Raw genomic sequence first — 25217 nt, forward strand, 5'->3', positions numbered from 1 at the left:
ATATTTTTATATATCTTCTTGGTCTCTTAAGTTTTGTATATATGCTGCTTTTTGAACTTGTCTTCTTCTCTTAACTGAAGGTTTCGTAAAAAACTGATTCTCTCTAATGTTTTGCATAATTTTCACATTTCTGTGTTTCTTCTTATAACGTTTAAGAGCTCTGTCTATTTTTTCGCCTTCTTTAATTTCAATTTTTATCATCTATCTTTTTTTGGGTGTCTAAATTATTCAATTATTTAAGATTAACCTAAATATGTTTTAAGTATTTTGTTTTTAGAGGTATGGCGTAATCTTCTAATACCTTTCTCTTTAATTTGTCTTACTCGTTCTCTTGTTAATCCAAAAGTGTCTCCAATTTCTTCAAGACTCATTGGTTGTTCGTTATTAATACCATAATAAAGTCTAACCACGTCTGCTTCTCTTTGAGAGAGTGTGTTTAATGCACGATTTACTTCTAGATTCAACGAATCTTTCATTAAGCTAACGTCTGGATTTGGAGACTCACCAGATTTAACTACATCGTAAAGACTAGAATCTTCACCTTCTTTTAAAGGTGCATCCATAGATAAATGGCGACCAGAATTTTTCATAGATTGTTTTACGTCACTAATAGTCATATCTAACTCCTTGGCTATTTCGTCTGGACTTGGTGGACGTTGATGTGTTTGTTCTAAATAAGAATATGCTTTATTAATTTTATTTATAGAACCAATTTTGTTTAATGGTAAACGTACAATTCTAGACTGTTCAGCTAGAGCTTGTAAAATAGCTTGTCTAATCCACCAAACTGCATAAGAAATAAATTTAAATCCTCTGGTTTCATCAAAACGTTTGGCTGCTTTTACCAAACCTGCATTTCCTTCGTTAATTAAATCTGGAAGGGTTAATCCTTGATTTTGATATTGTTTTGCAACTGAAACCACAAATCGTAAATTGGAAGTAGTTAATTTATCTAAGGCTAATTGATCTCCTTCTCTAATTCTTTGTGCTAACTCTACTTCTTCATCTGCAGTAATTAAAGGGAGCTTACTTATATCTTGTAAATATTTATCTAAAGATTTAGACTCTCTATTTGTTACCTGCTTCGTGATCTTTAATTGCCTCATATATTCCTTTTAGATTATTTTATTATTACCTATCCTTACATAATAACCTTTTTTTTTGAAAATCCTAATAAAAGCACACTTCTTTGTTGAAATTGCTTAAAAACAGGTGAAATCTGTTAAATAATTAACAAATTATTTATAATTATAATATTTCTTATATAATTTGAAGAGTAACAAAAACTACTTGATGCTATCCTTTTTGTTTTTCTTGCCACTAAGTAAACCTCCAAGAATATCTTTTATACCATTGTTTATAGTATTGTTTGTTTTAATAGTATCTGTTTGTATAAAAGTTGAATCTTGATTAGCACTATTAGACTCTTCAGTTATTCCTTGTAAGAAATCTTTAATGGCATTAGAACCTTGATCTAATAGTTTTTGCTTTTCAATTTCAATAAGCTGTTTGGTTAATTTAGTAACTGCAGAACTTAAATCTGTTTTAACATTCGGGTTATTAAAAGAGCCTGTAATATTTGCTGTAACTGGAATTGAAATTTTATTGACTTTTGGATCGTTAATTTTTCCAATAAGTCTATTAATATCACTTCCTAAATATTTAGCTGGAACATCTAGAACTACATTGTAATTAATGTTTTTATCGAATCCATGAGCTCCATTAATATGAATATCTATGTCTTCATATTTAATTGTAAATGGTTTTAAGTTTACCAGTCCATCTTTAAAAGTTAAGTTAGTTTTCAAGTCTTTTAAATCAAGCTTATTGAAATCTATGAATTTTAATGTACTGCCTAATAAACTTAATATTTTGCTGTCCTCTGTATTTATATCTGTTGTTAATAATTCAGCAAAAGCGTTACCCGAAACAGTTGTTAAATCTGGTGTAAACTCTTTGTCTAAACTACCACTTAAGCTAATGGTTGAATTAAGTTTTCCTTCAAGAATTTTTGCAATAGGAGCTAAAGCTTGTAATAAGTCTAAATCTTTAAAAGCTTTAGATATATCAAAGTTTTCTGCTCCAAGATTGATATTAAATGTTGGAGTTTCTTTTTGAGTTGATACGTTTCCAATAACTGCTAATTTTCCATTGAAAATATTTGTAGTCATATTCTTTAAGGTTGCTTGTTGATCTTTTATAACAAGCGTGCCTTGTACATTTTCTAAATTCAAATTGTCATAAACAACCGTTTTAGCATCAGCTTGAATGGTACAATCTAAAAATTCAGGGATTTTTAAGGATTCTTTTTTGGAGGTCGTTTTATTGTTGTTGGAAGCTGTTTTGCTTTCAACCATAAAATCACTAATGATAAAAAGATTAGAATTGACATTGAAATTTCCTTGTAATTTATTGTCGCTCAACAAGAAACCAAGTAAATTTTTAATGGTTCCATTTGCGTGTAAATCACTTTTGCCAGTTACTGCATCAAAATTATTAAGCGAAACCGTTCCAGGATTAAATGTCATATTTGCTTTTTTAATATGAATTGGATTTACCATATCTTCAGATGAAAATATAAAATCTGTAATTGAAGCCGAGCCATTGTTTTTTATACGCTCATAGGCATTAGTCTCAATCGCATTCATATCGAAAGCAGTATTTAATTTTGCTTTTAAAATACCACTTAACTCTTTTTCTAATTTAATAGGATAGGCTTTTGTTAGATTGGCCAAATTTAATACGCCATCTATGTCTGCATTAATCAGCATATTTTTAGTGATATTTTTTAATGTAGCAGACGATTTAAATGCATCTTGATCTATCTTAAAATTAAAAGCATTTATATCTATATAAGTATCGTCTGATTTTCCAGTGGTGTTTTTTACAGCTGCATTTATTGTAATATTATCGACACGTTTGGGTAAATCTGGATATTTAAATGATGCGTTATTGGAAGAAACTTGGATATCTAAATTTGGAATAGTCTCATCTGTCAATAAGCCCTTAATCATTCCTTTTAATTTAAAGTTTCCTGTAGTTTGAACATCTTCTATATTTTTAGAGTAAGTTTCAGGTATTATTGCTAAAAAATCTCTAAAATCGGAACCTGGATTCTCAAACGTAATATCGATATCTTGACCTGCTTCAAGCAATTGTACATAGCCATGAAACTCTAATGGTAACTTATTGATAAAAGCTTTATTTTCCTTAAAAGTGTATTTGTTGTTATCTAAATCGAGATCTATTAATGCATCAAGTTTTAGCTCGTTATTGCTTAAATAATCTGTGCTATCTATTCTTAAACTAATTCTAGATTCTGTTTTTGTTTCTAATTCAGAAACAGTTTCAGAGAATTTTCCTTTTCCAGAATGGTTGAATTCGGTTATATAAAAAGTGGTGTTAGAGCTTTCATCTAAATAGGTTATAGCACTATTATCAATCGAGTAGTCTTTAACATCTAAGGTAAATCCAGCAGATGAATTTTCTTTTTCATCTTTGTTTTCATCTTTGTTTTCATCTTTAAGAATATCGTAATTGGTTTCCCCTCTTTTATTCGTTTTAAGAGTAATGAGAGCTTCGTCTATATTAATTTTATTAATTACAATAGGTTCATCGCTCGCTTTTTTAAACAATTCTTTTACAGACATGTTTAATGAAATGGATTTAGCTGTTGCTAGAGTTTCATCTTTAAAAGGTTCAAAATTTGTTATCACTAAATCACTAACATTTACTTGAGCTTGAGGAAAACTTCTAATAAAACTTAAGTTGACATCGCTAAATTCTACATGAGCATTTAGGTTTTCGTTTATGGTTCTTTTTACAACCTCTTTAATTTTAGATTGAAAAGCAAAAGGGATAGCAATTAGTAATAATAGTATTGTTAATAAAGTAATTCCAATAATTTTGAATACTTTCTTCATGTAAAGTGATTTATGGGTTTATTGTAAGTATATACGTATAAAATTGCATCAAAGTTGTTAAAAAACAAAAGTTTAATAAAACTTTAATAACCTTAGAGAATATCTATTTCTTCGTTTGTTTTTAAATGAAAACGTTTTTTGAAAAGATAAACGCCTAAATAAAGAAAAGGAGTGTCTAACATGGCAATAATAACTTTAAATAGAAAGCCAGCAATAAGTAAGCCATAAAATTTATTCCATTCTATAATGTTAAAAGAACAAAGTAAAAGAAGTATGGTACAAGTGTCTACAAATTGCGATAAAAAGGTAGAGAAATTATTACGTAACCATAAATGTCTGCCTTTTGTTAAGCGTTTCCAAAAATGATAAATTTGAATATCCACAAATTGAGCAAACAAATAAGCTATCATGCTGGCAGCAACAGCAATTGCTGTATTTCCAAAAGCAGTTGAAAATAAATTGTCATTTACTGGAGACCAGCTTGTTGCTGGAGCAGCATTAGCTATTAAAACAATTGAAAGCGAAAAAATCGAAGCAAAAATTCCAGCAACCACTACTTGATTGGCTCTTTTTTTACCATAGATTTCGCTAATTAAATCCGTTATTAAAAAGGTTATTGGATAAGGCAAAATGCCAACTGAAAGTTCGAATAACTTAACTCCAAAAATTTCAATATCAAAAGGATGCCAATAAAAAAATTTCTGAAAAATCAAGTTTGAAACCACTAAAGATGTAATAAATAAAGCTGCTAAAAACAGATAGATTTTTTGTGCAGCTAGTTTATCTTTTAAGGTCATTGAAAATTGTGAATAAATAGGTTTGGTAAATATAAACTATTAAAAATTCTTTTAGTTAATTTGTTTTTTCAATGGATACACGACAAAAAATTTACATTTCAATAGGAAGCAATAAAGGCGACAGATTAAAATATCTGCAAGATGCTATTAATCTGATTTTTAATAAAATTGGAAAAATTAATATCATTTCTAAAGTCTATAATACGCCTGCTGTTGGATTTGAAGGAGCAGATTTTTTGAATTGTTGTGTTATTTTAGAATCAGATTTAGAGCCAAACAAGGTCATGCAAGAATTGCTTGCAATAGAAACATCTTTAGGAAGGCAAAGAGATGAAAATCTTGGTTATCAATCCAGAACCATCGATTTAGATATATTATTTATAGATGAAGAAATAATCGACACAAATACTCTTCTTGTGCCACATCCAGAGCTTCATAAAAGAAAATTTGTTTTAAAGCCATTATTAGAGATTGCACCTAAATTAACACATCCAAAGTTAAATAAAAGCATATCGGATTTGTTGGAAATATGTGAAGATACAAGTGTGTTAGAACCTATAAATATTTGGTTAAAAAATCCAAGCAAACAATTTCAATTTACCAGTTATAATTATATAGCTATTGAAGGGAATATTGGCGCAGGAAAAACAAGTTTGGCTACCATGATTTCTAAAGATTTTAATGCCAAGTTGATTTTAGAACGTTTTGCTGAAAATCCGTTTTTACCTAAATTCTACGAAGATGCAAAACGTTATGCGTTTACTTTAGAAATGTCTTTTCTAGCAGACAGATACCAGCAAATTAGCGACGATTTATCTCAATTGGATTTATTTAAAGATTTCATTATAAGTGATTACGATATCTATAAGTCACTTATTTTTTCGAAAATTACATTACCTGAAGATGAGTTTAAACTTTATAGAAAACTTTTTTATTTAATGTATAAAGACATCGCTAAACCAGAATTATACGTGTATTTGTACCAAAATACAGAACGTTTGCAAGAAAATATTAAAAAACGTGGACGAGATTACGAACAAAACATTGAAAACGAATATTTAGATAAAATAAACACAGGCTATTTAGAATTTCTAAAAAATCAAACAGAACTAAATGTGAAGATCATAGATATTTCAGATAGGGATTTTGTTGATAATCGAGAAGATTACCTTTGGATCTTAAGTGAAATATGTCATAAAGATGATGCAACACAGAATTGAACAAATTAAAGATAGATGCGTTGTTGGAATAAAAGCCAACATGACTATTCAAACTATTCAGCAAGAAACAGGAAATTTGGCTAGACAATTTATGCCAAGAAGACATGAAGTTGCGTCTCGAGTTGGAAAACTTGTATTTTCTATTCAAAATTATGGGAATCTTAAGATGAAAGATGTAACTCCACAAACAAGGTTTGAAAAATGGTTAGGTGTTGAGGTTTCTAATATTAACCATATTCCAGAAGGAATGGAAACGTTCATTCTAGAAGCCGGAACTTATGCTGTTTTTTCGTATAAAGGATCCATTGAAGATTTTCCAAAAAGCAGACAATATATTTTCCAAGAGTGGTTACCAAATTCTATGTATCAATTAGATAATAGAGCTCATTTTGAAGAATTATCTGAAAATTATAGCAAGGATTTGCAAAACACAGAAGAAGACATTTGGATTCCTATTAAAAAAAGAAGCTGATTTAAAACCTTAAACTGCTCTAGAATAGTTTGTATAAGGTTGTTACAATGCGTCCTTTATTCTTTTCAAGAATGTGTTCTCCAAGTTTTTTTTCTTCTTTAAAGTCTAGATTAAATGGGGATTCTGTAATAATAACACCACTATTTTGTTTTAGTCTAATCCCTTGACCAGAAATAACATCTTTATTTGGAATAAAGTTCCCCATAGGTATATGTTCGGTTAGAATAATGTATTTATAAGAGGTTATTTTTTTAATTACGCTTTGTATTTCAGTATTAGACAAATGCTGTAATACTTGTCTTATTATAATACAGTCTCCAGATGGAAGATTATCTTTTGTAATGTCTAAACACAGGAACTCTAAGTTGTCTTCTTTGTATAGTTTTTGATTTCTAGTAATAAGTTTATCGACTATATCTATAGCAATATATTTTTTAGTGTATTTAGCAAGGTGCTTTCCAATATTAAAATCGCCACAACCTAAATCGCAAACAACTAAAGCATTGTTATTAGATTTTAAAAATGCGATGATAGCATCTAAATAAGGATTAATAATTTTTGGATCGTGTGAGCCTATTCCAGAATAAAAATCATGTGTTTTTCCTCCCCAAAGTTTTAGGTCATAAATCTGATTCATAACATCTTTAGTAGGCCAAGGAGTCTTTGTTTTTTTTATCACCTATTTTGAGTTTGCAGTAAGCTTAGAAAATAAATCCCAAACTACAACACCACAACTTACAGAAATATTTAAAGAATGTTTGGTTCCAAACTGTGGGATTTCTAAAACAACATCGCTATTACTAACAATATTTTGAGCAACACCTTTAACTTCATTTCCAAAAACAAGTGCATATTTGGTTTTTTGTTGAGGTTTAAAATCATTAAGCATCGTAGCATTTTCAGCTTGTTCAATAGACACTATTTTAATGTTATCTTTTTTTAGATTTTCAACTAATTCTAAGGTGTTTTCAACATATTCCCAAGCAACAGTTTCTGTGCTCCCTAAGGCTGTTTTGTGGATATCTTTGTGTGGAGGAATTGCTGTAATGCCACAGAGATAAATTTTTTCAATTAAAAAGGCATCACTTGTTCTAAAAACAGAACCAATATTGTTTAGGCTTCTAATGTTATCGAGTACGATAATTAATGGTGTTTTTACTTTTTCTTTAAAATCTTCAACACTTAGTCTATCTAACTCGCTATTTTTTAGTTTACGCATTTTAAAAATTGTGAATAATTGTAAATAACTTCTATGGTTTAGGCTTTACAAAACATGAAATTATGGTTACATTAGCAACCCTACATTTAAAGCAAAAGTAACACATAAAAATCATTTAACCATTGGCAAAAAAAACTAAAAAAGTAACGCCTTTAATGAAACAGTACAACGCTATTAAGGTTAAGTATCCTGATGCCTTGTTATTGTTTCGTGTAGGAGATTTTTATGAAACTTTTGGTGAAGATGCTATAAAAACAGCTGGTATTTTAGGTATTATTTTAACGAAAAGAGGAGCAGGAAGCGAAAGTGAAATAGAGCTAGCTGGATTTCCACATCATTCGTTAAATACCTATTTACCTAAACTTGTAAAAGCTGGCGAACGTGTTGCAATTTGCGATCAGTTAGAAGATCCTAAACAAACTAAAACCATTGTAAAACGTGGTGTTACCGAATTAGTGACTCCAGGAGTTGCTTTTAATGATGAGGTTTTAAAGTCGAAATCCAATAATTTCTTATGTTCTGTTTACTTCGGAAAAATACATATAGGGATTTCATTTTTAGATATTTCAACAGGAGAGTTTTTAACGTCTCAAGGTAATGAAGAATACATTGACAAGCTGCTTCAAAATTTTAAACCAAGTGAAGTGCTTGTTTCTAAACAAAAGCGAAGCGATTTCAAGACAGTTTTTGGCGACGATTTTCACACTTTTTATTTAGAGGATTGGGTGTATCAAATTGATTATTCTAACGAAACCTTAATCAAACATTTCAATACAAATACTTTAAAAGGTTTTGGAATAGAAGAGTTATACGAAGGGATTATTGCTTCAGGTTCTATCTTGCATTATTTAGCCGAAACACAACATAATAAATTGCAACATATCACATCGATCAGCAGAATTGCCGAAGATGATTATGTGTGGATGGATAAGTTTACCATTAGAAACCTAGAGCTGTATTATTCTACCAATAACAATGCAGTAACGCTTTTAAATGTTATTGATAGAACCATTTCTCCAATGGGAGGACGATTATTAAAACGTTGGTTGGCGCTTCCTTTAAAGGATATTAAGAAAATAAAACAACGTCATGAAGTGGTTGACTTTTTGAGTAAAAATAAGCAAGTACTTCAAAAAATTCAGAATCACATCAAGCATATTGGCGATTTAGAGCGCTTAATTTCAAAAGTCGCTACAGGTAAAGTAAATCCTCGAGAAGTCATTCAGCTTAAAAACTCTTTGGAAGCTATTGTTCCAATAAAAGCATTGGCATCCAATTGTGACAACGAATCTTTAAAAATTATTGGAGATACACTGCAAAGTTGCCAGATACTTCGTGAAAAAATAAAGGAGACTTTAAATGAAGATGCTCCTGTAAATGTTTTAAAAGGCTTTACAATTGCTGAAGGTTTTTCTTCAGAATTAGACGAGTTACGAGGTTTATCTCTTTCTGGAAAAACCTATTTAGATAACATGTTGCAACGTGAAAGTGAACGAACAGGAATCACGTCGTTAAAAATTGCATCAAACAATGTATTTGGTTATTATATTGAAGTTAGAAACACACATAAAGATAAGGTTCCAACCGAGTGGATTAGAAAACAAACTTTAGTTAATGCAGAGCGTTATATTACTGAAGAGCTTAAAGAATATGAAGCTAAAATTTTAGGAGCCGAAGAACGCATCTCAGCTATAGAACAACAGCTGTTTTCTGAATTGATTGGTTGGATGATGCAGTACATAAAAGCTGTTCAGCAAAATGCAAACTTAATTGGGCAATTGGATTGTTTGTGTGGTTTTGCACAATTAGCAAACGATAATAATTATGTGTATCCAACCATAGATAATTCAACCGATTTAGACATCAAAGATGGAAGGCATCCAGTAATTGAAAAACAATTACCACCAAGTGAAGCCTATATAGCAAACGATGTATTCTTGAATAGAGAAACACAACAAATCATCATGATTACTGGGCCAAATATGTCTGGTAAATCGGCTATTTTACGTCAAACAGCTTTGATTGTACTTCTAGCTCAAACAGGAAGTTTTGTGCCTGCAAAATCAGCCAGAATTGGTGTGGTGGACAAAATATTTACTAGAGTAGGAGCTAGCGATAATATTTCCATGGGAGAATCGACTTTTATGGTTGAGATGAACGAAACAGCTTCTATTTTAAATAATCTTTCTGAAAGAAGTTTGGTTTTACTAGATGAGATAGGAAGAGGAACCAGTACCTATGATGGGATTTCTATTGCTTGGGCAATAAGTGAATATTTACACGAACATCCTGCAAAAGCGAAAACCTTGTTTGCTACACATTATCATGAGTTAAACGAAATGACCGAAACTTTCGAGCGTATTAAAAACTATAATGTTTCGGTAAAAGAATTAAAAGACAATGTACTTTTTTTAAGAAAGCTAGTCCCTGGAGGATCTGCTCATAGTTTTGGAATCCATGTTGCTAAAATGGCTGGAATGCCTCAACAAGTCTTACATCGCGCTAATAAAATATTAAAAAAGTTAGAGCAATCGCATTCCAGTGAAGAATTAACAGAAAAAGTAAAAACTCTAGATAACGAGATGCAATTAAGTTTTTTCAATCTGGATGATCCGTTATTAGAAAATATTAAAGAAGAAATTTTACATATTGATATAGATACACTTACACCAGTTGAAGCGCTTATGAAACTCAATGAAATAAAACGTATGTTGGTAAAGAAAAAGATGGCTTAAAAATAAATTGAATTATTTTTTAAAAAAGACTTTGCAGTTCATATAAATATTTTAAATTTGCATCCGCAATCGAGAGATTGCTTGCCTGCCATTTGGAAGGTACGTTCATTAAAAACTGCGAAAGTAGCTCAGGGGTAGAGCATCACCTTGCCAAGGTGGAGGTCGCGGGTTCAAATCCCGTCTTTCGCTCTATACACTGAATAAAATATACCAAGCTGAAGTGGTGGAATTGGTAGACACGTTGGACTTAAAATCCAATGTCCATTAGGACGTACGGGTTCAAGTCCCGTCTTCAGTACAGATGAAAAGCCGAAACGAAAGTTTCGGCTTTTTTGTTTTAAAAAATTACAGAAAGCTCACTTTTGGCAATTCTCTTCTTTATAACAAAACCTTTGTCGAAGATATATAAGTTTTTAAAGTTTGATGTTTTAAGATTACCCTTTAGTCAGCGTCATAGAATCTGCTACAACAATAATATAATTAGCTATTTCGGCTTTATCTTCTTTACTCATCTCATCCCATTCCGATTGCATAACCGTTGTAATAGATTTTATATTTAAGCCTGGCTGGATTTTATTAATCCACCAAATAATGCCTTGATTGTAGTTGGAATGGTAAGAACCTTCAAAATGAAAGAGAAATTCACCTGGATTAAAATTCTGTAAAGAAAAATGAGCCATAGTTGCATCTTTTGAGGCTTGGGCTATTTGAATGTTTAGCATGTTTGGAGGCACATGTCCACCCATTTTATCTGCCATTTCAGCATAAGCCTTTACAGTTGGGTCGAAATAGGTTTCTAAATCTGGCCCAATCATGGCAAGTGCTTCTGGGCTTAATTCTTTTAAAGCGTCCATGCCTTTTTTACTTAACATGGAAGCATAACGTCTTGGAATGTTTGTGGCAATAAATCTTAAATTATTGTCTTTGGCAAAATCGACTAAAGGTTTGTAATCTGTTTTGTAATTTCCCCATAACTGCGTGATTTCTGGAAGCATTTTATCTTCAGCATAAAATCCTTCTAAGTATTCGTTTAAAACTAACTGGTTTCCATTTTCAAACATTTCTGCACCAAAAAATAGTTTGTCTCTTTTAATCTCGAAGAAACTTTTACTCATTTCTAATTGTAGCCAGTGTGAAATTGGATTGTTGTGATATTCGCCAAAAAAAACCATATCACTTTCAGCCAAATCTTTAATCATTTTGTTGTAATCAGCTGCTTTTCCATTGTTTTTAAACAATTGGTAAGCTGGTTTGTTTTGTGCATTTGTTATACTTATAAACGCTAAGAATATGAAAGCTATTTGTACTAATTGTTTCATGTAGAATTATTTTCTTTTAGGTCTTCTTTTAGGCTTTTCTATATTTTTAACAAAAATTAATTTGTGTTTGCTTTTAGGAGTTTCTCTTTGTTCAATTTCAAAACTTTCGGTGGATTTAATCATGGGAGTTAATTTTTCAAAGCCATAGTTTCTAGAATCAAAATTGGGTTGTTTTTTTTGTAGTAAACTTCCAACATCTCCAAGAAATGCCCAGCCATCTTCATCTGATAAATCATCAATAGTTGTAGAAATTAGTTTAATAACTTGAGGTGTAATTTTATCGATACTATCTTTTTCTTTCTCTTTGTTGCTAGTTTCGTCTTTCTTTTCAGATTGGCTTCTTAATATTTCAACGTAAATAAATTTATCGCATGCCACAATAAAAGGTGTTGGCGTCTTTTTTTCTCCAATACCTATAACTTGCATGCCAGCCTCTCTTAATCTGATAGCTAATCTTGTAAAATCACTATCGCTAGAAACCAAACAGAAACCATTTACTTTATTAGAATAAAGGATATCCATGGCATCAATAATCATGGCCGAATCTGTTGCATTCTTACCTGTCGTGTAAGCATATTGCTGAATAGGTGTAATGGCATTTTGCAGTAAAAGATCTTTCCATTTAGTTAGATGAGGTTTGGTCCAGTCGCCATAAATTCTTTTTATGGTAGGATTGCCATATTTTGCAATTTCCTCCATCATTTCTTTTACGTGAGCTGAGGGAATATTATCTCCATCTATAAGTACTGCAATGTTTAAATTCATATTATTATTAAAACTTTAATTTTCATTAATTGCCAAATTACATATAATATAAAAGATATTAATGTTATATACTTATTTATTCACCATAAATATCTTTTAAAACTACTTTTTCGCCTTCTTCGTTAATAATATTTAAATCATATCTAATCCTAATTTTTGTATCAATTGGCGCATAATAATATATAATCCAAGCATCTGCTTCGTTTGTGCCAATACAGCCATTAGAATATGCTTTATTAAGTGTTATTGGATTGGTTGTTGGATGAATTAATTGACCATATCTTATGCCATTTATTTCAGTTTCAATAAATGGAATTTGTGGTAATTTGGTTGTTTTATTATCGTCTCTTTTAGTTACAAAATATTGATTTCCAGTTACAGGATTGTAGTAATCAGGATTCTTTATAAAGGCTACAATTTTTCCTTCACCAGGAATAGTTTTTAAATCAGTAACTCTGTTTCCCATTTTCAAATATTTTTTTTCGTTTCTACCAACTCTAATTGGAAACTCGTATAACATTGTGGAATCTTTATAGATTCGAAATTTATATTCGGGAATATTTACATCTAACCAAGTATTTTTAAAGGTGTCAAGTAATTGTTTAGTTTCAAGAGAATCTGGAATATTAATTCGACTACCTTTTTTTAGTATAATTAACTCTTTTTGATTGTATACAAAAGAGTCTTTAGCCATCATTCTATAATAATCTGTATTTGCCAAAGAGTCTATTATCCATGGATTGTGTCTAACCAGAACATGTTCAGAAATAATATAAGCATGTTTGGAATTAAAATTTGTAATAATAGAATCTAGATATTGAAAGTAACTTTTTATCTGAATATCTCTAGTTAATATTACTGGTTGTATTGAGTCTTGAAGATTTCTTGTTTTTATTGTGTTTTGATTGTTTAATTGTGTGTTTTTAGGAAAAAAGCTAGTGGTTACTATTAACACAATAGTAAGTAGATAGTAATTAATAGTTTTAAAGGTCATCACATTATAATAAATTATTTTTATTAAGAATTCATACTTAAATTTAGAATGAATATCTTAGAAAAGAAATGATATTAATCATATTAATTGTTAGCTTCTTACATTATATTTGGTAGAATGCTAATTATGTAACATGCAGAAAAATAGCGCTATAAAATCGTTTTTTATTGAAATAGGAGAGCTTACATACTTTGCTGGTCGGTTTTTTAAAGAAGTTTTTTCTAGACCATTCGAGTTTAAAGAACTTTTAAGGCAGTGTTATAGTATTGGCAATCGTTCTATTCTATTAGTTGGTGTTACTGGATTTATTATTGGTTTGGTTTTAACCTTACAAACCAGACCAACTTTGCAAGAATTTGGAGCAGAATCTTGGATGCCTTCTATGGTTAGTATTTCTATAATTAGAGAGATTGGACCTGTTATTATTGCCTTAACATTTGCAGGAAGAATTGCCTCTGGAATAGGAGCCGAATTAGGTTCTATGAGAGTAACAGAGCAGATTGATGCTATGGAAGTTTCTGGAACAAACCCTTTTAAATTTTTAGTGGTTACAAGAATTCTTGCAGCAACAATCATGCTTCCTATTTTGGTTATTTTTGGTGATGCTATTGCACTTTATGGTTCGTATATTATTGAAAATGCAAAAGGAGATGTGTCTTTTGTTTTATATTTTAATAAAGTATTTAAAGCTTTAGAATTTAGCGATCTTATTCCAGCAACTATAAAAACGTTTTTCTTTGGTTTTGCCATTGCACTTGTAGGTTGTTTTAAAGGATATAACTGCAAAAAAGGAACAGTAGGTGTTGGTAAGGCAGCAAATTCTGCAGTTGTTTATGCGTCCATGCTTTTATTTATATTAGATTTTATAGCCGTTTTTATAACAGACATATTTTTTGAAATTTAAAGATGAATCAAACTCAAAACATACTAGATGTAACTAAAGAGCAAAGCGAAAAAAAACTCATGCTTGAGATTGTTGACTTGAGAAAATCTTTTGGAAATAACCACGTGTTAAACGGATTTAACCTAGAGCTTTTTGAAGGAGAAAATCTAGTCATTATGGGGAAATCTGGTTCAGGGAAATCGGTTATGATTAAATGCCTTGTTGGTTTAATGCAAGCAGATTCCGGAAGTATAAAAGTTATGGGAAAGGATATTACCAAACTTAATCGTGTTGAATTAGATAACATTCGAACCGAAATTGGCTTTCTTTTTCAAGGGAATGCGCTTTACGATTCTATGACAGTAAGAGAGAATCTAGAATTTCCGTTAAGAAGACATAAAAAGAAATTTGAAAATTTAACAGATACTACACCACTTATTACTGAAGCATTAGAAAGTGTTGGTCTGGCTCATACAGTAAATTTAATGCCATCTGAACTGTCTGGAGGTATGAAAAAACGGATAGCTTTAGCAAGAGCACTTATTTTAAAACCTAAAATTATTTTATACGATGAGCCAACAAGTGGTTTAGATCCAATAACGTCTAAGGAAATTATTGAGCTTATGAGACGTGTACAGAAACAATATAAAACGTCGTCGTTAATTATAACTCACGATGTAGATTGTGCTAGAGTAGTTAGCGAACGCATGATTTTATTGGTGGATGGAACTAATTATGCTGAAGGAACTTTTACTGAATTGGCTTCGTCTAACGATGAGCAAGTAAAAGCATTTTTTAAATAATTTAATAAAGATTCCCTTTTCTGTCTGAAGTCAGGTAGATTTATAGGAATGAAATAAATATAGTTAAATGAAAAAAACAAGTAAAGAGACATTTAATCTGGGACTTTTCGTGGTTATTGGATTAATCATTTTTATAACTGCTGTTTATTTTATTGGCGAACAAAAAAACATGTTCGATAAAACCTTTACAATAAGTGCTAATTTTAATAATGTAAATGGCTTGATGCAAGGTAATAACGTTCGTTATTCTGGAATTAATGTAGGAACAGTAAGAAATATTAACATGATTAACGATTCTACTATTAATGTGGAATTGGTTATCAATGAGAAAATGGTAAAGCATATTAAAAAAGATGCTATTGCAACAATTGGTTCCGATGGTTTGGTTGGAAACATGATTGTAAATATTATTCCAGGCCAAGGGTTAGCAGGTCCAATAGCTCAAGGAGATAACATAAAATCTTATACAAAAATTGGAACAGGCGAAATGCTTAATACCTTAAATACAACAAATGAAAATGCAGCTTTATTAACATCTAAATTATTAGACATTGTTAATTCTATTACAAAAGGAAAAGGCACTCTAGGGATGCTTATAAACGATACCATTGCAGCAAATGACATCAAGGAAACGCTTAATAATTTAAAATTAACAAGTGTGCAAACCAACAAAACTATGTTGAGGCTTAATTCGCTTATAGCTGAGATTGATTTAGAAGAAAGCGTTGCTGGTGTTTTATTAAACGATACTATTGAAGCTAATAAGGTAAGACATATTATTTCAAATTTGGAAACATCAAGTATGGAAATACAATCTGTAATTACCAATTTAAACGAAACCATAACCAATTTAAAAGAAGGAGAAGGAGCTGTAAATTATTTATCGAACGATCCTGAATTAGTAAAACAACTTGAAGAATCTATTAAATATATTAATGAAGGTACAGATAAATTTAACCAGAATATGGAAGCCTTAAAGCATAATTTCTTGACACGTGGTTATTTTAAGAAATTAGAAAAAGAAGAACAAAAGGCTGAGAAAAAGGCTGAAAAAGAAAAGAATTAGTTTAAAACAGATTGTTTTCTTACCTAGTTCTTTATTGGTACATGTTTTTTATTCATTAATAATTATTCCTCCAATCATTTCTTTTTTAGTAGGTTTTTCGAACCAGTTTTCCATAAAATCGAAATTTTCTTTACTTACTTCAAATTCAAAAGTTTCACCTTTTTCTTTGTTTCTTTTCATAACTCTATTTAGTCGAGTTTCTTTTGGAATGTCTAAAAAATGGGTTCTTAATTCATAACCGTTTAAATCAGCGAACTTTCTAAATTTTTCACGATGTTCAAATTTTGAAAGTCCTAAATCTAGAATTGAATCGGTTTTTGAGGTTTCTAACTGACTAACTAGAGTCATAATCAATTTTTCAGCTCGTTCAATTCTTTCTAGAAACCATTCTAATCCGTCAGTCGGTTTTTTGTCGGCTAAGAATAGTGTTTTATTCCACTTGTCAATTGAAAAAATAATGCCGTTTGTTTTTCTTTTTAATTCAGTTGAATATGTTGTTTTTCCTGAACCTGTATTTCCAACTATCAAATGTATCATTTTTGTTTTTTTCAGATTGTAACCTAACGGTTAGTTTATGGTGTGAGCAATGCTTGCATTACACATATTATTGTAGTTGGTTATTCCGTTTTTAATGCCTCTATTTCTTTAAGGTAGTTTATTCGATCTAATTCCGAGACGGATTTGTCATTATTTATTAGTTCGATTGCCTTATTGAGATAATGTTCTCCTTTCTCAATTTCTTTGAGAGTAATATAGATTTCTCCTATCCAACTATTGTATTCAAAATCATTTGGAAACTCTTCTATTGCCTTTAATAGAATCTCTAGAGTAAAATCTAGATTGTTGTCACCATATATACTGTCATAATCATTGTAATACTCTGAAGCAATACTATTGAAGAATAATTCTGATGGTTGGATTTTAAAACCTAATTCAGAAGAAAGGGAAGAATATAAGTCTAGAAAATCATTCCATGGCACTTTATTTCTCGATCCTTTTGCAAGATCAAAACATAACTCTATTCTTCTGCCGTAATCTTTGAAAATTTCACTTAAAGCATTACCTACAGTAACTCCTGGTGTAAGATCATGTGCTATTTTATGCTTGTAATATTTCCATTCCAAGTTTTTAGGTAATTTTTTAGCATTTAAATAAGTGTTTAATGTGTCTACGGCTGATTCATGTAAATCTCCATATGATTTTTCTCCTACTGAAAAATAGTAATAGTATTTATGAGAACTTGACACAATCTTATTCAAGAAGAGTTCAAATTGTTTGTGTTGTTCATTATCCCCAAAGTCAAAATTCGAAACGCTACTTGCTATTGTACCATTGAAAAATTCAGGGCTTTTTGATAAAGCGTAAGATGAAAAAATTGCCGTACGAGAATGTCCTATCAACAAATTAAAATTTGAGATAGGGTATTTTTCTCTCAATTCATTATTCAACTCATTTTCTATAAATAGTATCAAATTATCTGCTTTTCCACCAGATGCATTAGGAACTGTCCAAGAATTTCTGTTTTTATTAGAAAAAGTAATACCAATAACTATTGCATTAGGCATCCATTGCAGTGTACTTAAATAGTCAATAGCATATAGATTGTATTTATAGTTGTTGGATAACTGTCTATCAAGTAAATATATAATAGGATATTCTTTACCTGTTTGATTTTTTAGTTCTTTAGGCAAGGTTATTTCCAGACTTACAGAGTCATTTAATGCTTGCGAATACAAACTTGTTTCTATTGGTTTTTCGTAGGAGGAGAATTCTTGAGCCTTTGTTGAGCATGTAACAATCAGCAGTAAAAAAAATATGCAATACGTCCTCATTTATCGTTTTTATAATATTTTGTCTTCAATAAATTATATACAATCAATGCAAGATATACACTCGTGTGTATATTCTTAATGCATATACCTACAAATCTAAAAGTTTTTACCTAATCTTTAATTATATTTCTTTCCAATTCCAATATTTCAAGCTTTAACCAATTAAAATCACCTTCTTTTAATTTCCAACTTACTGAGCTTTTATTTGGAATTTTAATATTGTTAAAGGTTTTGTAAGAAGTCATCTTTACATGCCAAGTCTCAAGTTTAGAATTTGTATTGCCACCATAAAATCGTTTGGCTTCAAAGGAAATAATATGGCCTTCTTTAGAGAATTTGAATATTCCTGATACGCTTTCGCCATTGACTGTTAACGTCGCTTTTGCTGAAGTTTTATCTAAAGTTTCCCAAACAATATAATTGTTTAAAGCAGCTGATGGAAACCAGCATATTTCAGCTAAAAACCGTATCATTGCTCCAGAATTTATTTGTGGGTTTTCAGCATCATTCACTACTGGAATTAAAGCTCCTAGTTTAATAAGCATACTACCTTGTTCTAGGTATAGCTTGTCTCTACCATATAAAGAAATAAATGGCATGGCTTCAACTTGAGTATTCCAGACAAAAGCTGGCTTTTCTACATTAAATATTTGTGTGGCAGTAAAAGGCATCCATTTGTTTTCTGGTTTAGTCCTCATCTTCCCAATTTGTTTTAACCGAATGCTTTGACTTATTTCTTTTCCAATTACTCCAGAATTTCTTAACCATGTTTGAATAATTTCTGGTAAATGCAAGATGTCTTTTTCAGAAATTATAGTATGATTTTTAGTTTGAATATGTTGTAAAACCTGTGTGGTTTCGTTTGAAACCATATTATTAAATTGATACTTGCCTAAAGAGAATATGCTAACAACAAGAATAATAATGTTGGCTATCGTACCAAATTTAGCATATTTCCAAAATATAATAATGATTATTTGCGATATGATAACTGCTACAATAGCAATAATAAACCAGAATTTATAAGATTTTAAATATGCCAAGAATGTTATTAAAAACAGAAGAAACGTTAGGAACCAAAGAATCCCAATTGGTTTTGAAATGCTTTGAGGTAATTGGTTTATTTCTGCTAGATTAAAGGCTTTTACAAATCCTAAAAGATGTATTAATCCATGAAACAATAATATGAAGCTATAGACATATTGCATAACATATTAATTACTTTCATAAAAATCTATCTTGTTGTGAAGTCTCTTAATTTCGTCCTGTAAGGTTTCCACTTTATTAAGCAAATTAGAAATGGCATGAATGCCTTCCAGATTAATATCCATTTCGAAATGAAACCTAATGAGTTTTTCGATGTTTTTTAATTGGGTAACACGTACACATTGGGTGTTATCTGTGGTTGTAATTTCAATTAATTCGTATTCGTATAAGGATGTAATAAATGTTTCTGGAACCTTATAAAGCGAGCAAAACTCTTGTACTGATATTAAATTTTCTCTGTCCATAATCATCTTAATTTTGATAATTCGGTGAATAATTCTTTTTCCTTGTCAGTTAATTTTGTTGGTGTTTTTATGTTATATGTAATGTATAAATCGCCAAACTGACCTTCTTTTTTATACACAGGAAAGCCTTTGCCTTTAAGCTTAACCTGAGTGCCATTTTGGGTTTCTGGTTTTACTTTCAGTTTTACTTTTCCGTTAAAAGTATCAACTGTAACATCGCCACCCAAAAGAGCTTTGTATAAATCTAAATCGACCGTTGTATACAGATTGTTTTTGTCTCTTTTAAAACTGGTATTGTTTAAAATATTGAATTTAATGTATAAATCGCCATTTGGACCATTATTGACACCTTTGCCACCATGTCCTTTAATTTTAATAACCTGACCATTCTCAATACCTGCAGGAATAGTAATCCTAATGTTTTTGTTGTTTACGGTTAATGTGCGTTTATGGCTTGCATAAACATCTTTTATATCTAGTTGTAATTCGGCATTAAAATCCTGACCTCGAAACATGGTGCTTCTACTTCTTTGTCTAGAGGCTCCACCAAACATGGATTCGAAAAAATCTGAAAAATCACTTTCATTAAAATCACCAGAATACTGTTGCTGTCTGCTACCTTGGTATTGTTGTTGCTGTTGTTTTGCTCTTTCAAATTCTTCGGCATGTTTCCAGTCTTTTCCGTGTTCATCGTATTTTTTTCTGTTTTCCGGATGACTTAAAACCTCATTGGCTTCGTTAATTTCCTTAAATTTTTTTTCAGCTTCTTTGTCGTTAGGGTTTAGATCTGGATGGTATTTCCTTGCTAATTTTCTATAGGCTTTCTTTATGTCTTTTTCTGTAGCATTTTTTGGAATGCCTAATATTTTATAATAATCAATGTACGACATCCTAATGGTTTTTTAATTCTAATAATATCTCTATTTCAATATTTAGTTTGTCTGCTATTTATTCCATAACAATTTAACTTAATGAATTCTTTTTTTTCCAGTTACTTCTTCAATTTTAATTAAGAAAACAAAAGGAATTTCATCTTTATAAATTTTGCTAGAAAAATCGCTAATACGATCTAGCTTAACCTGTTCTTGTTCTGTAATAACGTCTTTTACACCTAATGAGAAAGCATGAAGATAGGCTTTAGCTTCGCTACCAAAATGAAGTTCAAACTGTCCATGAACCAAAACAGATTTCCAATTATTTACTGTTTCTATTTCTGCTACTTGCAAGGAAACTGTATTGTTTTTTCGCATGGCTGTTATTTTATGTCCTTCGCCAGAATAACAGATAATATGGTTCGCTTTTTCATCAAAGTAATAAGTAATTGGTACCACAAAGGGTTTGTTTTGGAAGATGTACCCTAAATGTCCAATGTAATTATTGCTAAGTATAAAGTTGCATTCTTTGGTTTCTAAATTTGCTATCATGTTTCTGGGTTTTCTTATTATAATAAATCGTCCAATTTTCTTTTAATTTGATTGCTTACCTTTTTTACATCTTCAATATTAGATTCTCCAGTTAGAGCATCGACATTTTCCATTTTATAAGAACCGTTTCCAGATGTAGTATATATAATTATTTTGCTTTTAAGCGCTTTGTTACTTTCTATAAATTTCTCAACCTCAATAGGAGGTTTTAAGTTTTCCCATGTATGAAATAAAAATATAGCATTAAATTTATTGGCATTAATTTTATCTAATAGTGACACATCAATAACTTTAATGTAAAGCGAATCTTTCTTGTAGTAATTTACAATATTTTCTGTTATTGCATTTTTAAATTCGCTGCCTTGGGTTGCTATTAATAATTTAGTTTGATTTGTAGGAGAATTAATTTCGTAAGAAGCAGCTTCGTCCATGGAATAAGTAACTTTATACCAAACTAGGAATAAAAAAAATAGTGTAATAATGCCAATAAAAACATATAGTATTTTCTTTTTACGTGTCATAATATTCTAATTTAGACTAACAACTAACTTAATACTTATTAAAGTAAAAGCCTATGACATAAATCAGTTTAGACATTTTGTTTTTTTATTAATTCTATAAGTGTTATTTCTGGACGCATGCCTAATCTTCCAGGGAAACCAAGCCAGCCTAGACCTCTGTTTACATAGAGACATTGCTTGTTGTTTTCGTATAATCCAGCCCAATGCTTGTATTTATATTTTATAGGACTCCATTCTTTGTTTTTTAATTTAAAAGCAGCCTGCATACCATGTGTATGCCCAGAAAGTGTTAAGGCAATGTTGGTTTGTTTTATAACTTCTTCTGGCCAATGAGTTGGATCGTGAGACAAAAGAATTTTAAACGGAACTTCTTCAGTGCCAGATAATGCTTTTTGCAAATCTCCATATTGTTTAAAAGGTGGATTCCCCCAATTTTCAACACCAATAATGGCTATTTTTTCATTTTTTGAAGTTATTATTTCAGATTCATTCAATAAAAGCTTAAAATTATTCTCTTTGTAAAATGTCTTAATAGCTTCAAAATTTTCTTGCTTGGCTTCTTTAGAGTCCCATTTACTATAATCGCCATAATCATGATTTCCTAAAACAGCAAACTTGCTTATGTTAGGCGAAAAATGTCTGAATGCTTTTTTCCAGCCACGTAATTCCCAAGCATAATTATTAACTAAATCACCTGTGAATACTAACAGATCTGGCTCAAGCTGATTAATTTTATTTATAGCTCGATCTAGAATATGAAATTGATGATTGAAACTTCCTAAGTGTAAATCGGAAATTTGAACAATTTTCAAACCATGAAACCCTTCAGGTAAATGATTAAAAGGGAGTTTTACATGATGTACTTTAAAATTGTATCTAGCTTTAAAAATACCATAAACAATTACGAAAAAGGGTAGAAATCCAGCAAATAACCCAATAAGAGGAATGACTAAAAGCGATTCTTTTTCGGAAAACACATAATTGGTAAAAAAGAAAATAGCCGTAACAACTATAAAAATTATTTTAGGAATAAAGGATGATATGGTCAAACCATATAAAGATGAGATAAGTAATTGTTTTCTTCTAGGTTGTATGTGGTCTAATCTTATTTTCAGGGTAATTATGGCTACTATTAATCCAATAGTAAAAAACCAAAAAAGTATATGAATGGCACTCCTTAAAAAGGAGAAGGAAATAAGATTTGTAATTGACTTTAACCAATGATATGCTAAAAAATCGACAGTAAAAATAACTAAACACAAAAGGAATATGGTAAAAAGTGAATAGCTTTTCATAATCTATTTTATATATTTTACTTATTAATATCGACTTTAATTTCTGGTATTTTAACAAGTTCTATGGTGGTTGATGCAAATAAAACTTTGCCATTTGTACCCTCAAAAGCTTTTAGAATTGAGTTGTGTAATTCGTTTTTTGTAAACCTTCGTTTTTTGTAATCTACAATAAATCTTAAATTAAATTGAATCCAATTATCTGTTAACGTAATAGCAAGTGTTGGATCTATTTGCGCATCTTCAATATAATATTTGTTTACTATTTCTTTCCATTGTGTTTTAGAACTTGCTGTATGTTCAGCCAATGCTTTAGACGCAATATCAATGACTAAAGATTTTGCCAATTCTATATCTGAGCCATATTTTATAGGTAAATTAATTTCGTCCCAAATAAATGGAAAGTCTTGAGAGTAGTTGTATATGGCTCCTTTAAACACAAAGGCATTGCTCAATTTTACTATTCTTCCACTGTAATTATCGCTAGAAACCCATTGGCCAATTTCCATCATAGTTGTATAAATACTGCCAACATCTATAACATCTCCTTTAATGCCATTAATTTCAATTCTATCTCCAGGCTTATATACCTTAACAACAAATATGTAAACAGATCCTGCAATACTTAAAAATAATTCTTGAAGAGTAAAGGCAACACCTGCAGAAAAAAGACCAATAGCTAATGTAAAGTCTTTTATGTTTCCTGTAAAATAAGATATAGATAAAATAATTAACAAGGTGTATCCAATAAATTCTATCCCTTTTTGCGATTTATATCGTGCTGAAGTGTCTGGAATGTTTTTTCTTAAAAAGCGTCTTAGAAATTGGATAACTAAAAGGACAAAAATTACAATTAAAGCAAATTTAGCGATACTGTAAATGGTAGGATTTTCTAAAATCCAGTTTTTAATTTGATCCATATTTATTGAATTATATTTTCTTTAATTCTATATCTAACTTTGCTAACATAATAAGTTCAGACTTGTTTTTTCCTGAAAAACTATTTGCAATAGCATGAGCTGTTTTAATAATTAAATTTTTAATGGGTTCTGTAAAAAAATGCTTTTGTTCGTTTTTGAAATCTATAAAATCTTTAAAACATGCTTCTGCATTTAATTGACCTTGATTATTAAGCCAATCGAAAACAAATTCAATTTGGTAAGCCGCATCTGTGTTAAAATTGTCTTCTGTATCATCTACAGGAAGCCATTTGCTTTTTACAATCTCATGTAATTTTAGTATTTCAGCTTCTCTAACATCATTATCTGCTGCAGCAATAGCATAAAATAATTTGCCTAATTTTTGATAAAAATGCATGTTGAGGTTTTTCATCTTTTTTTATATTATTTAATATTAATCTATTCAATTAAGGTACGAATAGAAAAGGAGGTATAAAATGATAAAAATCATTAAATCAATTAATTAGTGCATTTAATATTCTTATAGAATGCATGTTTGCATATTAAAAAAAGTATATTTATTAATCTATAAAACTTTGTGAATCTGACATTTATCATAGTTTGTTATGAGTTTAACAATTAACTTTAAGAATAATGAAATAAACTTACAATTATGAGAAAAATATTAATTCCTACAGATTTTTCAGATAATGCCTTAAATGCTATAAAGTATGCATTAGAGCTTTTTAAATATGAGATTAGCGAATTTTATATCATGCATGCTTATCAAGATGAAATATATGCAGATGAAGCTTTAATAAGTAGAGATAAACTAGATAAAGTAACTAAAAGTGTTAATAATGCTTCAGTTAAAAAACTAGAAACAATACTTAAACAGATTAAAGAGATTTCTCCAAACCCTAGACATAAACATTTTATTATTTCTTCAAATAGTATTCTTGTAGACGAAGCAGATAGAATAGTTGATAAAGAGAATATAGATATTATTGTTATGGGTACTCGTGGAGAAACAAACGATAGAAAAATAACTTTTGGTAGCCATACATTGCAAGTTTTAAAATATGTACAATGTCCTGTTTTGGCTATTCCAGAGAATTATAAATATACACAGCCTAAACATATTATGTTTCCTACTAATTACTTGATTCCTTATAAAAGAAGAGAACTTAAGTTATTGTGCGAGATGGCTATGCCTTTTAGAGGAGAAATAGATATGGTATATATCTCTAAAAGCGACAAGCTTTCAATGAGACAAGAAGACAATAAAGCCTTTGTTAAAAACGAATTGTGTAAAAATCAAATAAATTTTATTACAATTAAAAATAAAGATATTACAAAAACCATTTTTAATTATATCGAATCAAAAAAGATAGATATGCTAGTTATGGTTAACACTAGACATTCGTTTCTAGAGAACATTTTGTTTCAATCTACCATATCTAAACTTAGTTTACATATAGAAATTCCATTTTTGGCTTTGCAGAATATAAAACGAATTTGATAATACTTAAAATTTTAAAT

26 protein-coding genes and 2 tRNA genes are annotated in these 25217 nt (G+C 30.0%); 9 read left to right on the plus strand and 19 right to left on the minus strand.

Annotated features, from left to right (window positions below):
* Positions 1-6: 6 nt before the first annotated feature.
* The 4 genes from rpsU to LX78_RS03285 form a co-directional block, all read right to left on the minus strand.
* Positions 7-201, minus strand: coding sequence for a 30S ribosomal protein S21 (rpsU, locus tag LX78_RS03270; RefSeq protein ID WP_109681195.1), 195 nt, complete (start codon positions 199-201; stop codon positions 7-9).
* A 41-nt stretch (positions 202-242) separates the two neighbouring features.
* Complete coding sequence (locus tag LX78_RS03275; RefSeq protein ID WP_109681196.1) at positions 243-1106, minus strand: sigma-70 family RNA polymerase sigma factor; 864 nt, start codon at positions 1104-1106, stop codon at positions 243-245.
* Positions 1107-1286: 180 nt separating this feature from the next.
* Entirely contained in the window at positions 1287-3923 is a 2637-nt protein-coding gene (locus LX78_RS03280; protein WP_109681197.1) for an AsmA family protein, read from the minus strand.
* Positions 3924-4015: 92 nt separating this feature from the next.
* Positions 4016-4720, minus strand: coding sequence for a queuosine precursor transporter (locus LX78_RS03285; protein ID WP_109681198.1), 705 nt, complete (start codon positions 4718-4720; stop codon positions 4016-4018).
* Between the two features lie 71 nt (positions 4721-4791).
* On the opposite strand from LX78_RS03285, the gene folK reads away from it, so the two are divergent.
* Both folK and LX78_RS03295 read left to right on the plus strand, forming a co-directional pair.
* The gene (folK, locus tag LX78_RS03290; RefSeq protein WP_109681199.1) at positions 4792-5940 is read left to right on the plus strand and encodes a 2-amino-4-hydroxy-6-hydroxymethyldihydropteridine diphosphokinase; all 1149 of its coding nucleotides are present in this window, start codon (positions 4792-4794) and stop codon (positions 5938-5940) included.
* Positions 5921-6412, plus strand: coding sequence for a GyrI-like domain-containing protein (locus tag LX78_RS03295; protein WP_109681200.1), 492 nt, complete (start codon positions 5921-5923; stop codon positions 6410-6412). The genes folK and LX78_RS03295 overlap by 20 nt, the downstream gene beginning before the upstream one ends.
* Positions 6413-6431: 19 nt before the next feature.
* On the opposite strand, the gene LX78_RS03300 is transcribed toward LX78_RS03295, so the two are convergent.
* Together LX78_RS03300 and LX78_RS03305 are read right to left on the minus strand one after the other, a co-directional pair.
* Positions 6432-7091 carry a class I SAM-dependent methyltransferase gene (locus tag LX78_RS03300; protein ID WP_245881458.1) on the minus strand — a complete coding sequence of 220 codons (660 nt, stop codon included), beginning with the start codon at positions 7089-7091 and terminating at the stop codon, positions 6432-6434.
* On the minus strand, positions 7092-7631 hold the full coding sequence (locus tag LX78_RS03305; protein ID WP_109681201.1) for an RNA methyltransferase: 540 nt from the start codon (positions 7629-7631) through the stop codon (positions 7092-7094). It lies immediately after the preceding gene.
* 122 nt (positions 7632-7753) lie between these two features.
* Between LX78_RS03305 and mutS the strand changes: the two genes are divergently transcribed.
* The 3 genes from mutS (at position 7754) to LX78_RS03320 (ending at position 10664) form a co-directional block, all read left to right on the plus strand.
* On the plus strand, positions 7754-10366 hold the full coding sequence (gene mutS, locus LX78_RS03310) for a DNA mismatch repair protein MutS (protein ID WP_109681202.1): 2613 nt from the start codon (positions 7754-7756) through the stop codon (positions 10364-10366).
* Positions 10367-10483: 117 nt separating this feature from the next.
* A tRNA-Gly gene (locus LX78_RS03315) sits at positions 10484-10555 on the plus strand.
* A 25-nt stretch (positions 10556-10580) separates the two neighbouring features.
* Positions 10581-10664: transfer RNA gene (locus LX78_RS03320), tRNA-Leu, on the plus strand.
* A 136-nt stretch (positions 10665-10800) separates the two neighbouring features.
* Here LX78_RS03320 and LX78_RS03325 read toward each other — a convergent pair.
* The 3 genes from LX78_RS03325 to LX78_RS03335 all read right to left on the minus strand — a co-directional run bounded on the left by LX78_RS03325 (position 10801) and on the right by LX78_RS03335 (position 13444).
* Positions 10801-11685, minus strand: coding sequence for a ChaN family lipoprotein (locus LX78_RS03325; protein ID WP_109681203.1), 885 nt, complete (start codon positions 11683-11685; stop codon positions 10801-10803).
* Positions 11686-11691: 6 nt separating this feature from the next.
* Complete coding sequence (locus LX78_RS03330; RefSeq protein ID WP_109681204.1) at positions 11692-12450, minus strand: NYN domain-containing protein; 759 nt, start codon at positions 12448-12450, stop codon at positions 11692-11694.
* A gap of 76 nt (positions 12451-12526) precedes the next feature.
* Positions 12527-13444 (minus strand): L,D-transpeptidase, encoded by a 918-nt coding sequence (locus LX78_RS03335; RefSeq protein WP_109681205.1) that lies wholly within the window; start codon positions 13442-13444, stop codon positions 12527-12529.
* A gap of 133 nt (positions 13445-13577) precedes the next feature.
* On the opposite strand from LX78_RS03335, the gene LX78_RS03340 reads away from it, so the two are divergent.
* From LX78_RS03340 to LX78_RS03350, 3 genes are all read left to right on the plus strand, one after another.
* The gene (locus tag LX78_RS03340; protein WP_109681206.1) at positions 13578-14348 is read left to right on the plus strand and encodes an MlaE family ABC transporter permease; all 771 of its coding nucleotides are present in this window, start codon (positions 13578-13580) and stop codon (positions 14346-14348) included.
* Between the two features lie 59 nt (positions 14349-14407).
* Positions 14408-15130 carry an ABC transporter ATP-binding protein gene (locus tag LX78_RS03345; protein ID WP_408068257.1) on the plus strand — a complete coding sequence of 241 codons (723 nt, stop codon included), beginning with the start codon at positions 14408-14410 and terminating at the stop codon, positions 15128-15130.
* A gap of 67 nt (positions 15131-15197) precedes the next feature.
* The gene (locus LX78_RS03350) at positions 15198-16196 is read left to right on the plus strand and encodes an MlaD family protein (protein ID WP_109681208.1); all 999 of its coding nucleotides are present in this window, start codon (positions 15198-15200) and stop codon (positions 16194-16196) included.
* Between the two features lie 48 nt (positions 16197-16244).
* On the opposite strand, the gene LX78_RS03355 is transcribed toward LX78_RS03350, so the two are convergent.
* From LX78_RS03355 to LX78_RS03400, 10 genes are all read right to left on the minus strand, one after another.
* Complete coding sequence (locus LX78_RS03355; protein ID WP_109681209.1) at positions 16245-16733, minus strand: AAA family ATPase; 489 nt, start codon at positions 16731-16733, stop codon at positions 16245-16247.
* An 80-nt stretch (positions 16734-16813) separates the two neighbouring features.
* Positions 16814-18028 (minus strand): alpha/beta hydrolase-fold protein, encoded by a 1215-nt coding sequence (locus tag LX78_RS03360; protein ID WP_109681210.1) that lies wholly within the window; start codon positions 18026-18028, stop codon positions 16814-16816.
* A gap of 110 nt (positions 18029-18138) precedes the next feature.
* Positions 18139-19236: a DUF6544 family protein gene (locus LX78_RS03365; RefSeq protein WP_109681211.1), complete on the minus strand. Its 1098-nt coding sequence runs from the start codon at positions 19234-19236 to the stop codon at positions 18139-18141.
* 6 nt (positions 19237-19242) lie between these two features.
* Entirely contained in the window at positions 19243-19539 is a 297-nt protein-coding gene (locus tag LX78_RS03370; protein WP_245881459.1) for a chaperone modulator CbpM, read from the minus strand.
* 2 nt (positions 19540-19541) lie between these two features.
* Positions 19542-20429: a DnaJ C-terminal domain-containing protein gene (locus LX78_RS03375; protein WP_109681213.1), complete on the minus strand. Its 888-nt coding sequence runs from the start codon at positions 20427-20429 to the stop codon at positions 19542-19544.
* A gap of 78 nt (positions 20430-20507) precedes the next feature.
* Positions 20508-20963: a pyridoxamine 5'-phosphate oxidase family protein gene (locus LX78_RS03380; protein ID WP_109681214.1), complete on the minus strand. Its 456-nt coding sequence runs from the start codon at positions 20961-20963 to the stop codon at positions 20508-20510.
* Between the two features lie 17 nt (positions 20964-20980).
* A complete protein-coding gene (locus LX78_RS03385) occupies positions 20981-21484 on the minus strand; it encodes a hypothetical protein (protein WP_109681215.1) in 504 nt (167 codons plus the stop codon).
* Between the two features lie 68 nt (positions 21485-21552).
* Entirely contained in the window at positions 21553-22779 is a 1227-nt protein-coding gene (locus LX78_RS03390; RefSeq protein ID WP_109681216.1) for a metallophosphoesterase, read from the minus strand.
* Positions 22780-22796: 17 nt separating this feature from the next.
* Positions 22797-23696 carry a mechanosensitive ion channel family protein gene (locus LX78_RS03395; RefSeq protein WP_109681217.1) on the minus strand — a complete coding sequence of 300 codons (900 nt, stop codon included), beginning with the start codon at positions 23694-23696 and terminating at the stop codon, positions 22797-22799.
* Positions 23697-23706: 10 nt separating this feature from the next.
* Positions 23707-24108, minus strand: a complete 402-nt coding sequence (locus LX78_RS03400) for a hypothetical protein (RefSeq protein ID WP_109681218.1) — start codon at positions 24106-24108, stop codon at positions 23707-23709.
* 240 nt (positions 24109-24348) lie between these two features.
* Between LX78_RS03400 and LX78_RS03405 the strand changes: the two genes are divergently transcribed.
* Positions 24349-25197 carry a universal stress protein gene (locus LX78_RS03405; protein WP_109681219.1) on the plus strand — a complete coding sequence of 283 codons (849 nt, stop codon included), beginning with the start codon at positions 24349-24351 and terminating at the stop codon, positions 25195-25197.
* The last annotated feature ends 20 nt before the right edge of the window (positions 25198-25217 follow it).

The sequence above is a fragment of the Xanthomarina spongicola genome (genome assembly GCF_003148645.1).
Lineage (GTDB): Bacteria > Bacteroidota > Bacteroidia > Flavobacteriales > Flavobacteriaceae > Xanthomarina > Xanthomarina spongicola.